The 13,608-nt window shown below is 39.0% G+C and carries 13 protein-coding genes; 9 read left to right on the top strand and 4 right to left on the bottom strand.

What is annotated here, in order from left to right; all coding sequences use genetic code 11:
• Positions 1–188: 188 nt before the first annotated feature.
• A complete protein-coding gene (tal, locus tag H5118_RS16390; RefSeq protein WP_002961397.1) occupies positions 189–1,139 on the bottom strand; it encodes a transaldolase in 951 nt (316 codons plus the stop codon).
• A 225-nt stretch (positions 1,140–1,364) separates the two neighbouring features.
• Between tal and yaaA the strand changes: the two genes are divergently transcribed.
• Together yaaA and H5118_RS16380 are read left to right on the top strand one after the other, a co-directional pair.
• A complete protein-coding gene (yaaA, locus tag H5118_RS16385; RefSeq protein WP_002961399.1) occupies positions 1,365–2,144 on the top strand; it encodes a peroxide stress protein YaaA in 780 nt (259 codons plus the stop codon).
• Between the two features lie 120 nt (positions 2,145–2,264).
• Positions 2,265–3,221, top strand: coding sequence for a mechanosensitive ion channel family protein (locus tag H5118_RS16380; protein WP_024596180.1), 957 nt, complete (start codon positions 2,265–2,267; stop codon positions 3,219–3,221).
• A gap of 575 nt (positions 3,222–3,796) precedes the next feature.
• Here the strand turns inward: H5118_RS16380 and H5118_RS16375 are convergent.
• Positions 3,797–4,117: a BON domain-containing protein gene (locus H5118_RS16375; protein ID WP_002961403.1), complete on the bottom strand. Its 321-nt coding sequence runs from the start codon at positions 4,115–4,117 to the stop codon at positions 3,797–3,799.
• Between the two features lie 273 nt (positions 4,118–4,390).
• On the bottom strand, positions 4,391–5,617 hold the full coding sequence (gene srmB, locus H5118_RS16370) for an ATP-dependent RNA helicase SrmB (RefSeq protein ID WP_182749525.1): 1,227 nt from the start codon (positions 5,615–5,617) through the stop codon (positions 4,391–4,393).
• A gap of 75 nt (positions 5,618–5,692) precedes the next feature.
• On the opposite strand from srmB, the gene H5118_RS16365 reads away from it, so the two are divergent.
• From H5118_RS16365 to H5118_RS16350, 4 genes are all read left to right on the top strand, one after another.
• Entirely contained in the window at positions 5,693–6,391 is a 699-nt protein-coding gene (locus H5118_RS16365; RefSeq protein WP_182749524.1) for a tRNA1(Val) (adenine(37)-N6)-methyltransferase, read from the top strand.
• A gap of 61 nt (positions 6,392–6,452) precedes the next feature.
• The gene (locus tag H5118_RS16360) at positions 6,453–8,162 is read left to right on the top strand and encodes a DUF4153 domain-containing protein (RefSeq protein WP_182749523.1); all 1,710 of its coding nucleotides are present in this window, start codon (positions 6,453–6,455) and stop codon (positions 8,160–8,162) included.
• 164 nt (positions 8,163–8,326) lie between these two features.
• Entirely contained in the window at positions 8,327–8,773 is a 447-nt protein-coding gene (locus H5118_RS16355; RefSeq protein WP_182749522.1) for a DUF2147 domain-containing protein, read from the top strand.
• 137 nt (positions 8,774–8,910) lie between these two features.
• Positions 8,911–9,378 carry a YHS domain-containing (seleno)protein gene (locus tag H5118_RS16350; protein ID WP_182749521.1) on the top strand — a complete coding sequence of 156 codons (468 nt, stop codon included), beginning with the start codon at positions 8,911–8,913 and terminating at the stop codon, positions 9,376–9,378.
• A gap of 79 nt (positions 9,379–9,457) precedes the next feature.
• On the opposite strand, the gene fldB is transcribed toward H5118_RS16350, so the two are convergent.
• Positions 9,458–9,979 carry a flavodoxin FldB gene (fldB, locus tag H5118_RS16345; protein WP_007583764.1) on the bottom strand — a complete coding sequence of 174 codons (522 nt, stop codon included), beginning with the start codon at positions 9,977–9,979 and terminating at the stop codon, positions 9,458–9,460.
• Between the two features lie 94 nt (positions 9,980–10,073).
• Here fldB and xerD point away from each other — a divergent pair, with 94 nt between their 5' ends.
• The 3 genes from xerD (at position 10,074) to recJ (ending at position 13,592) form a co-directional block, all read left to right on the top strand.
• Positions 10,074–11,000 (top strand): site-specific tyrosine recombinase XerD, encoded by a 927-nt coding sequence (xerD, locus tag H5118_RS16340; protein WP_002961416.1) that lies wholly within the window; start codon positions 10,074–10,076, stop codon positions 10,998–11,000.
• Positions 11,001–11,063: 63 nt separating this feature from the next.
• Complete coding sequence (dsbC, locus tag H5118_RS16335) at positions 11,064–11,792, top strand: bifunctional protein-disulfide isomerase/oxidoreductase DsbC (RefSeq protein ID WP_002961417.1); 729 nt, start codon at positions 11,064–11,066, stop codon at positions 11,790–11,792.
• Between the two features lie 78 nt (positions 11,793–11,870).
• On the top strand, positions 11,871–13,592 hold the full coding sequence (recJ, locus tag H5118_RS16330) for a single-stranded-DNA-specific exonuclease RecJ (protein WP_039488346.1): 1,722 nt from the start codon (positions 11,871–11,873) through the stop codon (positions 13,590–13,592).
• Positions 13,593–13,608: the final 16 nt, after the last annotated feature.

Raw genomic sequence — 13,608 nt, 5'->3', positions numbered from 1 at the left:
CCTCAAGAATACCTATACCACAGGCCTAGGTAAAATAGAATAAAAAAGTGACAGTTATGTTACATAAGTGTGATTAATTGATGAAGGTTTATACGAAGATTATATGAAGGTTAAATAGAGAAGTAGCCTATTTTAGGCATAAAAAAACGCCGCTATTGCGACGTTTTCTAAAACACGATTATAGCAAATTACATTGCTTTAAAACGCGCTTCTAGTTGTTCTTGTGCATCAGCAAAAGAGCGAATACCTTCAGCTAGTTTTTCAGTAGCCATAGCATCTTGGTTATGTAACCAACGGAACTGCGCTTCTGTAAGTGGCTCTGGTTTTGGCTCTTTAGGAATATCTGTTTCTAGCAAGTATTCCTGTGCGCCTTCAAGGTTACCTAAATCTTCTAAAAGATTAGGGCTAATAGTTAGCTTGTCGCAACCAGTAAGAGCAATAATTTCGCCTGTATTACGGAAACTTGCACCCATCACAACTGTTTTGTAATCATGGCGTTTGTAAAATTCAAAAATGCTGCGTACAGACTGAACACCTGGATCTTGTAGCGGATCGGTTGGTTTTTCCATACCGTTAGCAACATGCCAATCTAAAATACGACCAACAAATGGCGAAATTAGAAATACGTTTGCATCGGCACATGCGCGAGCTTGGGCATCGCTAAATAGTAAAGTAAGGTTACATTTAGTACCTTCTTTTTCTAGCTGCTCAGCGGCTTTAATGCCTTCCCACGTAGACGCTACTTTGATTAAAATTTTATCTTTGCTTACACCTTCTTTTTCGTAAAGGCTAAGTAGGGTATGTGCTTTATCAATAGTCGCTTGCGTATTAAACGAAAGGCGTGCATCTACTTCAGTAGAAATATAACCAGGTACAATCTCACTAATTTCTTTACCAAGTAACACGGCAAAGTAATCGCATGCTAGTTCAAGTTGTTTAGCTGGCTCTTGCTCGGTTTCTTTTGCATAGCTCCAAGCTTTATCTAGGTAAGGCTTATATGCTTCAATCTCGCTCGCTTTTAATAAAAGCGACGGGTTTGTAGTTGCATCTTCTGGTTGATGCTTTTTAATAGCTTCAATATCACCAGTGTCGGCTACGATAGATGAATGTTGTTTTAGCCTTTGTAGAGCTGAAGTCATTTGCTTTCCTCATTCCAAGCAAGTTAAAAGAAAAATCTAATCACTCTTAATATATACAATCCATACTGCAACAGTGTGACAATGCTTGATAGGTCTTATGTCCTTATCAATAGAAAAACGGCAATGCATGGGTTATTAAGAGAGGATTTATTTAAACAAAACGTGCTTTTCGTTTCATTTAATGTTGAAATTGACACTAAATAAATTACAAGTCAATAGCTAACTATGATCACTGTTATTTCACCTGCAAAAAATCTTGATTACGAAACGCCACCCGCAACAGACAAGTTCACTCAGCCTGAATTACTAGAGCACAGCGAAGAGCTCATGAAAGTATGCCGTGAACTAACACCAGCGCAAATTGGTAGTTTAATGAAAATTAGCGATAAGCTATCTGGGCTTAACGCAGCACGCTTTAGCGAGTGGGCGCAGCCGTTTACACAAAGTAATGCTAAACAAGCAGTGCTTGCCTTTAATGGCGATGTATACGGCGGTTTAGATGCAAGCACGCTTAAAGCTAGCGAGCTTGATTACGCACAAAACCATTTACGTATCCTTTCTGGCTTATACGGCTTATTAAAACCACTTGATTTAATGCAAGCTTACCGTCTTGAAATGGGCACCAAGCTTGAAAACTCGCGTGGCAAAAACTTATACGAGTTTTGGGGCAGCGTAATAGCGAACAAACTAAACGACGTATTAAAAGCACAAGACGCGCAATACTTAGTTAACCTTGCTTCAAACGAATACTTTAAAGCGGTAGATAAAAAAGCATTAAATGCACAAATTATTACCCCACACTTTAAAGACTGTAAAAACGGTCAATACAAGGTAATTAGCTTTTACGCTAAAAAAGCACGCGGCATGATGGCGCGCTACATTATCGAAAATAAAGTAACGCAATTAAGCCAACTTAAAGAGTTTACTGTGGCGGGTTATTACTTTAGCCCTGAGGCAACAGTTAAAGAGCTTGAGCCGGTATTTATGCGTGACGAACAAAATTAGGTCATAAGCTTAAATAAACAATTGAAAAGCCATGCATTGCATGGCTTTTTTGATACTGGCGTTATATTTGCAACTATATCTAATATTAATGAGATTATTAATTAAATAGGTGCAAACAAAATGATCAGTATTCCGTCAGTTGGCGAAGCCGAAAAACTAATAGAAGAAAAGCTCGGAGGGTGGTTTGATGTTGTTATCAGCCATATCCCTAATTTTATAGTGGCAATTGTAATTGCCATAGTATTTTCAATATTGGCGCGCTTTGCTGGCAAGCTGATGAAAAACGTGTTGCGCCGCTCTCTCGATTCAACGCAAATTGCCGACTTAATGGCGTCAATATTTAAAGTTATTGTGTTGTGCATAGGTTTATTTATAGCGCTCGATTTTGTTGGCTTAAAAGGCACTGTTACTTCGCTACTTGCTGGTGCGGGTATTGTGGGTTTAGCCATTGGTTTTGCGTTTCAAGACATGACAGAAAACCTAATTGCTGGTATAGCAATGGGTGTACGCAAGCCATTTAAAACAGGTGATGTAATAGAAACCGATGATGTGTTTGGTTCGGTGCATTCTATAAACCTACGTAACACGCTAATAGAGAGCTTTTACGGGCAACTAATACTTGTACCAAACAAAGTCTTATTTAGAAATGTACTAAAAAATTACACCACGCTAGGTATAAGACGTATAGAAGTACCCGTAGGTATTTCGTATGGCGACGACATAGAAAAAGCAAAAGACGTTATAGTCGATAAAATTAACGAATTTGACTTTGTAATACGTAAAGACGAAACCGCTGTATACGCTGAAGGTTTTGGCGACAGCAGCATTAACTTACTGGTGTGGTTTTGGATTAAATACCCAGGCGAGCCTGACTTTATGACGGTACGCCACAAAGGTGTTGTTGCCGTTAAGCAAGCATTAGACGAAGCTGATATTAGTATTCCTTTCCCAATTCGTACTTTAGATTTTGGTATTAAAGGCGGTGAGAAACTCGATGCCATGATAAGCGATAAAATAAGCCAGCAGTCATCCAATAAAGACAGTAGCGACGGTGCTGACTCTAGCCAAAGTGAGTAATTTAGTTAAAACTCATTAGGCAAAAGCATTGGGAAATAGTTACTTACCAACAGCGCAATTTTACAGAGTAAAATTGCGCTTTTTTATAAATGGATTATTAGCTAAAAGTTTAAATACCTAGTTTTGTGTTTATTGAATATCAATTCAGATTAGTTGCGTTTGGCCATGGGAGTATTAACAAGTAAGATTAGTGTTTACCCAACGATTTTTTTACTGCCTTGCCGCACACTCTGAAAAAACGCTCTCATCTATTTCAATAACTAAATAAATCATCCTTTTTAAGCCCGTTAGGTCGGCTAAAGAATCTGTGTAAGCTTTTTCAGTATCAATTGGGTTAACTTAAGGGTTAAAAGAGCAAAGACAAACACGCTAGCGTCAATTCTAAATCTATCTTCTTAAGTATAAGTGTGAGCTATCGTTTTAAGGGGAGGAATAATCGTATTGCTTAGGCTTTATTTTATCTTTTTTACAGCAGCAAAACTTGCCTTAAACTGAATATAAAAAAGCGCAGCTTGTGTTGGAGTAACAAGCCGCGCTTATGAATTAGTTATACAAATAGGTTTTTGTGGTACGTATTAAATAACGCTAATTTTGTTACGAATGATTTTAACCCCATCTATATTTTCTAGAAATTTTTGAGCTAGTGCGCGCTGAAAACCAGTTTGTGCTTCACCGTATAAATCTACTTCACCATTTTTTACCTGCACACGAATATCACTTAACGCCAGGTTAGGGTTAGTTCGTAGGGTGTTGGTGATAGTTTGTTGTAGGTTAGGTTGAGTGGCTACACTGCTTACTACGGCCATGTTGGTTGCTGCACTTACCTTTGTAGCGCAAGCTAATAAAAATAAACAACAAAATGATACTAAAGCGATAGTTAACTTGAAGCGGTTCATAACTTAATCCTTACATTACGGTGAATAGTGCAGCCACAAAATGGAAATTCCATCGGCTAGGTTATCTTTGTAGTTACAATTTCGGTGCCAATATTAACGCTATGAAATATAAGGTAATTTTATTAAGTGGGAATTAAGGTGGGCAAAAATTACATTTAAATGAGTATGAGTTACATGCTTGGGTTACATATGTAACAGGTACAAACACCAGAGCCTGTAAGGCTTGCATTAAAAAAGCCGACAAAAGTCGGCTTAGAATAAAAATATGTTAGGTTACTTTTTCTTTTTAACCTTGGCCTTTTTCTTGGCTTTCATTTTTACTGGATCTTTACGCTTTTTAGCCGGCGGCTTAGCTTCTTTATGCTGTGGCTCAACACCTTTAATTACACGGCGTTTTAGTTTTTGTTCAACGTAGCGCTCTACTTTATACAAAATACCAATGTCGTGTGCTTCAACTAATGATATTGCAATCCCTTTTTTACCAGCACGGCCAGTACGACCAATACGGTGTACGTATACGTCGGCAGTGCGCGGCATATCAAAGTTAATAACGTGGCTAATGTCAGATACGTCAATACCACGTGCAGCTACGTCGGTAGCAATTAAGATACGTGTTTTGCCACTGTGGAAGTTTTCCATGGCTTTCATACGTTTGTCTTGTGGCATTTCGCCGCGTAACCAAGCTGCTTTAACGCCGTTATTGGTTAGCTCGCCAATCAATGTTTCTAAGCGTTCGCGAGTTTTAACAAACACAATCGCTTTAGTTACGTCAGGGTTTTTTAGCGTATTAACTAACAACTCAAGTTTGTGATGATAATCGTCGGCTAAATGTACCCATTGGTGAATTTTAGCCTTTTCTTTACGTGACGATTCGGCTTCTAATAGAGCTGGGTCGTTTAATGTTTTTTCAGCAAACCTTTCTACGCTGTCACCTTCAAGTGTTGCTGAGAATAAAAAACATTGGCGACGATTTTTAGCTTCGTCACAAATACGGCTCATTTCCTTTTTGAAACCCATGTCTAACATGCGATCTGCTTCATCAATAATAAGCATTTCTACATGTTCAGCATGAAAGTTTTCGGTTTCTAGGTATTCCATTAATCGACCTGGTGTGGCGATTAAAATATCATTATTTTTTTCAAAAATTTCTTTATGCGTGCCGTAGTTAATACCGCCTGTTACTACACCAATTTTTAGGTGTGTGCGTTTAGCTAGCAGTTCACATTGTTCATGAATTTGATAAGCCAGCTCACGAGTTGGGGTCATAACGAGTACGCGCGCAAAACCAGGGTCACGACGTGGGAAATCCAGTAAGTACTGAATAGCTGGAATTAAAAATGCCGCTGTTTTACCTGTACCAGTAGGCGCAGATGCTAAAATATCGCGCCCCTGTAGTGCTTCAGGAATAGCTTGTTGTTGAATGCTGGTTGGCGTCTCGTAGCCCATTTTATTAATGGCATCGAGTAGCTTGTTATCAAGATCAAATTCAGAAAATTGCATAGAGTGTCTAAAATAAGGGACAATTACCCTGATTATACGCGCTATGCTGCGCTTGGTGAATGAAAAGGTGAAAAAATGTCTGGTTTTGTATTTAAACAATTTAAAGTTGAACACGACCACTGTGCAATGAAAGTTTCTACCGATGGCATTTTGCTTGGTGCATGGGCTAACTTAAGTGGCGCAAAGTCATTACTTGATATAGGCACCGGCACCGGCTTACTAGCACTAATGTGTAAGCAGCGCAGTAATGAGCTTGATATAACTGCGGTAGAAATTGACGAAAGCGCCTATACCCAAGCATTACAAAATGTAGCTAATAGTCCGTGGCCAACTATAAGTATTACGCACCAAACTATTCAACGCTTTAGTAGTGAAGTTAAATTTGATGTTGCTATCTCTAATCCACCGTATTTTAATCACAGTTTAAAAGGCGATAATGCTGCGCGTAATGCCGCACGCCATACCGACGGATTAAGTTTTGAAGAGTTAATTAATGCCTTTAAACATTTAAGCCATAGTGGTTCCCGCTTTAGCTTAATACTCCCAAGCGTTGAAGGCGCATTATTTATTGAGCTTGCTATTCAAAATGGGCTTTATTTAAATACTCACTGCCAAGTAAAAGCCACGCCCAACAAAGATATTAGCCGCAGTTTAATGACATTTAGCTACGTAAAAAGCGATATAGAATCATCAATCCTGTGTATTAGAAACTTAGATAATACCTACACCGCTGATTATATAGCCCTGTGCAAAGCATTTTATTTGAAAATGTGAAGCAATTGTAAAATAGGAACGAATAACGCAAACTGACTAAAACCTATTGTTGAGAACAGATATGGATAGTCAGTTACCAAAATCTTTTATAATTATACTTGCCGTAGTACAGGCTATTGCTCTTACCCTTTTATATAGCAGTATAGAAAATAATGTGTGGCCAGCAACAAGCCCTACATGGTTAGTCTCACTTATTACATTTTCTATGAGCTTTCCTTTATTAATGCTAATGACCGTTAATAAAAATAATATAAAAACGTCGTTACTTTTAATCCTTCCTTTTTCCTTGTTGTTATCTTTACTGGGTGCGTATGCAGGCTTTCAGCAAGAGCCTCAAGAGTACGTAAGTAATAGCAATTTAATATCCGTTTTTATTTTTACTAGTTTAATAGCTGGCTTTAAAGGCCTTATGTACATTCAACAATTTGGTAGTTCAGAAAATGTTAGCTACAGTCGTTTGTTTAAGCTCTCTTGGCGTAATTTTATAATTTTTGGAGAATGCTGGCTGTTCGTACTTATTTTTTGGGGAATACTAAATTTAGGTGCGGCTTTATTTGATATTTTAGATATAAATTTTTTCTCTGAGCTACTAAGAGATGAATGGTTTTGGATCCCAACCTTAACGCTCGCATTTGCCTTTGCGAGTATCATATTTAGAAAGCTTTTGAACATTGAAGATAATATCGCTTTTTTACTACAAACTTTAATTAAGTTTTTATTGCCTGTTTTATCAGTTATTTCTCTCGGTTTTTTAGCAACACTTCCTTTTACCGGACTCAATAAATTATGGGAGACCGGAAGTGGCAGTTTATTAGTAATGTGGCTGCAGGTGCTCACGTTGTTTTTTGTTAACACTGTTTATAAAGATGACTCATCAGTTCGCCCTTATCACATGCTCTTGCACCGACTCGTTTTTATAAGCGTTGCGTTACTTCCAGTTTATAGTGTTATTTCTGCCTATGGAATTTACTTACGGGTAGAGCAGCATGGGCTAACAGTAGATCGTTGTTGGGGCATTTTGATTTGGTTTTTATTGGCGTGTTTTTCGTTTAGTTATCTTGTTGGAATTATAACAAAGCGAGACAATTGGCTAGAGCCGCTTAGCAAAATAAATATTGTGATGGGGTGGGTGGTGCTCGTTAGTATGCTTGCTGTTAACTCCCCTTTATTAAATTTTCAAAGCTTATCTACAAACAGCCAAATAGCGCGTTTAGATGCAGATAAAGTAACAATAGAAAAGTTTGACTATTACTATTTTGAGTACAGCTTAGGACGCCAAGGTTATTTAGCTATGCAGTTATTAAAACAGAAAATTGAAACGAGTCACCCAGAGCAATACGCTATCATCGATAGGATGTATGTAAATAATGAGTTTGCTTTAACGCTTGAACACACAGTCGGTGATTTTATTGAGCGCAGTGTATTTTGGCCATCACAAGCGCTAATACCTCAAGGTTTAATAGAGGCAGTATTTTCTGAACAACATTTTTACGATCGTAACTCTTTAAAAGAACATACTTACTATTTCATTGGCATGGATTTGAACAAGGATGATGAACTCGATTTTATAGTGATTGACGAAAGTAATGAAAATATAGCCGCATATTTCTGGTTATTCGACATGGGTAAGTGGCGATCAAGGTATATGAATGTCGAAAATCCTGAAGAGATTAGATACCTTAAAAGCATGATTGATAATAACGAATTATCTTTAGTTGAGCCTGAATATTCAAATCTAAAAATAGGGGATGTTGTTTTTAAAGTGAGGTAATGCGTAACTTTTTTTATGCGACTGCCCCTTAAACCTAAACTAATGATTATTAGTTTAGGTTTTTTGCTTTTGGTTTTTTATTTTATGTACAGCGCTTTAATAGTGTGTTTATAAATCACCTGATATGATTTAGCTATTAGCCACTTAATTTAAAAGGCAACACAATGAAAAAGTTAAATAAATTAGCAGTACTTAGCACGTTAGCAGCCACCATTTTTGCAAGCCAAGGTGTGTTTGCTACTATTACGCCTGTAGGCCTTTGGAAAACGATTGACGAGGATACAAACCAAGCTAAGTCGTATGTACGTATTACCCAAACCAACGGTACTTTAAGCGGTAAAGTTGAAACAATTCTTAACCCTGCAAAACAAAATGATATATGCAGTAAGTGTGATGATGAGCTAAAAGATCAGCCTATTTTAGGAATGACTATAATCACTGATGTAAAAGCACAAGATGATGGCGTATGGGGAGATGGTGAAATACTCGACCCAACAAATGGTAAAACCTACACCTTACAATTAACCCCACAAGATGAAGGTAAAAAGCTCGAAGTGCGCGGTTACATTGGCTTTTTTTACCGAAACCAATATTGGCTAAGAGTAGAGTAAGTTTTACTACTTACTTAATTACTAAACGTTAAATAATTAAGCATTAACTGAAATCATTTTTGCGCTTTGCCTTTCTTACTCACTAAGCCTGCCATATTTAATTGGCATAAAACTTTGAGTAAATAAAAGGGTAAAATATGATTAAGTACATAGTTGCTTTAATAATGCTTAGCACACTGTTAATAAGCGGTGCGGCAAACGCAAAGGATGATGCTGTAAACACGGGTTGGTTTAATAACACGGCTATTAAAGGGTACGACAGTGTTGCTTATTTTACCCAAAATAAAGCCATTAAAGGCAATGACAAATATACGTTTAGTTATTTAGGTGCCGACTGGCATTTTTCGAGTGAAGAAAACAAAACGGCATTTGCAGAAAACCCAAAGCGTTATGCTCCGCAATACGGTGGCTGGTGCGCTTATGCAATGGCTGATGAGGGGAATGCCGTAGGGATTGACCCAGAAGCATTTTATATTCACGAAGATAAGCTTTACTTAAACTACAGCGAAAGCGTACAGCAAAAATGGTTAAGTAATCTAGTGCCGTATATTGTTATGGCTGATGGATATTACCCACAAACAACAAACGTGATGACGTTTAAGTAAATTTTTAATTAATATTAACTAAAAAGCCCGCAACTAAACTAGTTGCGGGCTTTTTGCTTTTTATTTATTAGCTTATTAATTAAAGCGTTTCGCCGTATTCAGTCATTACCTGTTCAACCCATGTTGCAATGCGGTCGTCGCTTAGCTCGTATTGACTGTCTTCGTCGAGCGCGAGTCCTACAAACTGTTTACCATCAGGCGTTAATGCTTTTGAAGCTTCAAACTCGTAGCTACTGTCATTTGGCCAAAAACCAAGTTGAGTAAATGTTTGCGTATTTATTTCATCGTGTAGCATGCCTAGTGCATCTTGAAACCACTGCCCGTAACCTTGTTGATCGCCCATGCCAAATAAAGCAATGGTTTTACCATTTAGGTTTACGTCGGCTATGTCGTCCCACTTTGACTCCCAGTCTTCTTGTATTTCACCAAAATCCCATGTTGAAATACCAAAGATGATAAAGTCATACTGCTCTGCATTTTTTAGTGGCTCGTCTTTAATATTGTGCAGGGTAACTATATCGGCACCAATAATGTCGCGAATCTTTTCTGCTGCCATTTCGGTGTAGCACGTAGTAGAACCAAAAAATAAACCAATTTGCATCGTATTTATCACTGTGTAATTGCCTGATATGATAGGCTCAAGTTTACCGTAAGGTATTTTTAATTGATACCTTAGCAAAGCATGAGAGCATAATGTGACAACGCTATCTGACGATTCTTTTGAAAATAACAGCAGTATGAGCAGTAATAGCGACTACCTAGAAACCTTTTTAGATAGCCTGTACTTAGAACAAGGCGTAAGCGAAAATACATTAAGCGCTTATCGCAGTGATTTAGATAAGTTTTGCCTATTTTTAAAGGGCGAAAATTTAATGACGGTAACGGGGCTCGACATAGAAAGCTATTTAGCGCATCGAGTTGATTTAGGTTTAAAACCACGCAGTACAGCACGTAGTATTAGTGCGCTAAAGCGTTTTTATCAGTACTTTGTGCGCGAAAAAATAATTAGTGATTCGCCCATGCTAAACATTGCTCAACCAAAAGCCGGACAGTCGTTACCTAAAACACTCTCAGAAGCTGAAGTTGAGGCATTGTTAAATGCGCCCAACACAGAAGAAGCGATGGGGCTGCGCGACAAAGCCATGCTAGAGCTACTTTATGCAACGGGGTTGCGTGTAAGTGAGCTTGTTGGACTGCGCATGGAGCAAATTAATTTGCGCCAAGCAGTGGTGTTTGTAAAAGGTAAAGGTAATAAAGAGCGCTTAGTTCCACTGGGTGAAGAAGCCATGTATTGGCTTGAGCAGTTTTTAAAGGGTGGGCGTGCGCAAATGATAAAACATGCCACCGATTTTGTGTTCCCATCTAAACGCGGAGTAGGCATGACGCGACAAACCTTTTGGCATAGAATTAAACACTATGCTATTTTGGCATCAGTTGAGTCTCCATTATCGCCCCATACCATGCGCCATGCTTTTGCTACGCACTTATTAAATCATGGGGCAGATTTACGTGTGGTACAAATGATGTTGGGCCATAGCGATTTATCAACGACGCAAATTTATACCCATGTTGCCAATGAACGGTTAAAGTCGGTACACGCAGAGCATCATCCGCGAGCGTAAGTTTGAAAGTAAATATTATTAAGCCGGTCAATATATTAAGTGTTTTTAGGATAGAGAGAAGTTATGAAAAAATTAATGTTAGCAGGTGCCATGTTGTGCACAAGTATTAGTGCATTTGCAAATGGCGTTGCTGTAACACCAGATGCTAATGATCCTATTATTACTAAATTTGCCGAGCTTGGTGTAACTGTAAAGCAAATTAACCCAAGCCCAGTAGCGGGTTTAAAAGAGTTGATCACTAATAAGGGCGTGCTTTACGCAAGTCCAGATGGTCAATTTTTAATGCAAGGTACGTTAATCGATTTAAATAATCGTAACAACTTAACAGAGCAAGCATTAAACGGCGTGCGTGTTGAGGGCATTAAAGAATACGAAGATTCGATGATTGTGTACAAAGCACCAAACGAAAAACACAGTATTACCGTATTTACCGACATTAGCTGTGGTTACTGTCGTAAATTACATCGCGAGTTAGACGATTTACTTGATGCGGGTATTACCGTTAAGTACCTTGCGTTTCCACGTGGTGGCTTACAAGGTTCAGGCTATGCCGATTTAATGAACGTATGGTGTGCACGCGATCAGCAAGAAGCACTAACAGAAGCTAAGTCGGGTACAAGCACTAAGGTAGTTGCAGGCTGTAGCGCACCGGTTGCAGAGCATTACCAGCTTGGTCAAAGCTTTGGTATTAGCGGTACACCTGCCATTATTTTAGAAGATGGTACGATGATCCCAGGTTACCAGCCAGCAGCAGCACTAAAAGCAGCATTAGATGCTAACAAAGCGTCGTAATACGTTTTATAGCTAATAAAAAGGCCTTAATGGCCTTTTTTTGTCTTTTTAATACGACCCAATAAGTTAAAACTCTGCATGAAAAAACTAATCATTGCGCGTGAAAACGTTGACGACTCGCATCTACCGAGTAATTTACACCCTGTAATTAAACAAATTTATGCTAACCGCAATGTATTTAATGCCGACGAGCTAAATAACAGCGTAGCTACGCTTCACGATTTTAAATTGTTTAAAGATATCGACAAAGCCAGCGATTTATTAATTGAAGCATTAAAAGCGCAAAGCCAAATATTAATAGTCGGCGATTTTGATGCTGATGGCGCAACAAGTACTGCAACATTAATGCAAGGCCTTGAGATGTTTGGCTTTAAGCATTTAGATTACTTAATTCCTGACCGGTTTAGCTTAGGTTATGGTTTAAGCCCCGCACTTGCAGAGCAAATAGTACAAATAAAGCCTGATTTAGTGATCACCGTAGATAACGGCATATCGTGTATTGCTGGTATTGATATTTTAAAAGCGGTTGGTATTAAAGTGCTGGTAACAGATCATCACTTACAAGGTGAGCAGCTGCCAAATGCCGATGCAATAGTAAATCCAAATAGGCACGAATGTAACTTCCCGTCTAAATCTATAGCAGGCGTTGGCGTTGCTTTTTACTTACTAATAGCACTGAGAAGCGTAATGCGAGACCTTGGTTATTTTGAGCAGCAACCGCCGCCTAATTTAGCTAACTTGCTCGACATTGTAGCGCTTGGTACGGTTGCTGACGTGGTCGCACTTGATGCAAATAACCGCACCTTAGTACATCAAGGTTTAGCACGTATTCGCAGTGGTAAAACACGCCCTGGCATCACCGCGCTTATTGAAGTGGCTAACCGCAATGCTGCGCGCTTAAGCGCAAGCGACTTTGGCTTTTCACTTGCGCCGCGTTTAAATGCAGCAGGGCGATTAGACGACATGAGTTTGGGTATAGCATGCTTACTTAGCACCGATATAAATCAAGCACGTAGTATTGCCAGCGAGCTCGATAGCTTAAACTTTGCAAGGCGCGAAATAGAACAAGGCATGCAAGCCGAGGCGCAAGCCGTGCTTGATAGACTCGCATTTAGCGACGATAACGTCCCTGATGCAATCTGCTTGTTTCAAGACGATTGGCATCAAGGTGTTATTGGCATTTTGGCTGGTCGCTTAAAAGAAAAATACCACCGACCAACCGTTATATTTGCTGGTGGCGAAAACGGTGAAATAAAAGGTTCGTGCCGCTCTATAGAAGGGTTGCACATGCGCGACTTACTCGAAGGGCTAAATACAGCCGACCCACACTTAATTAATAAGTTTGGTGGCCATGCAATGGCCGCTGGTTTAAGTATTAATGAGCAACACTTTAATGACTTTAAAAAAGCATTTGATGCTGCCGTGAGTGCGCAACTGAGTGAAGAAAGTAAACGCTGCATTGTATTTACCGACGGTGAGCTGCCAAACGACTGCTTTACGATGGAGTTTGCTCAGCTATTAAAGCAATCGGGCCCGTGGGGGCAGCAATTTCCTGAGCCGGTGTTTGAGCACACCTTTGAAGTAATACAGCAGCGCATAGTCGGCGAAAAGCATTTAAAGCTGGTGCTAAAGCATCAATCAGGGCGATTAGTTGACGCCATTGCCTTTGGTATTGATGTAAAAGAATGGCCCGACACAGAAGCGAAGTTTGTAAAAGTAGCATATCAACTCGATATAAATGAGTTTAGAGGTAAATTTACGCTGCAATTAATAGTTAGAGAGCTTGAAAAAGTGCACTAAAAAATATGCACAAATC

The organism is Pseudoalteromonas sp. SR41-1 (genome assembly GCF_014164015.1).
Taxonomy (GTDB): Bacteria; Pseudomonadota; Gammaproteobacteria; order Enterobacterales; family Alteromonadaceae; genus Pseudoalteromonas; species Pseudoalteromonas distincta.
This window is presented reverse-complemented; position numbering and strand designations above follow the sequence as displayed.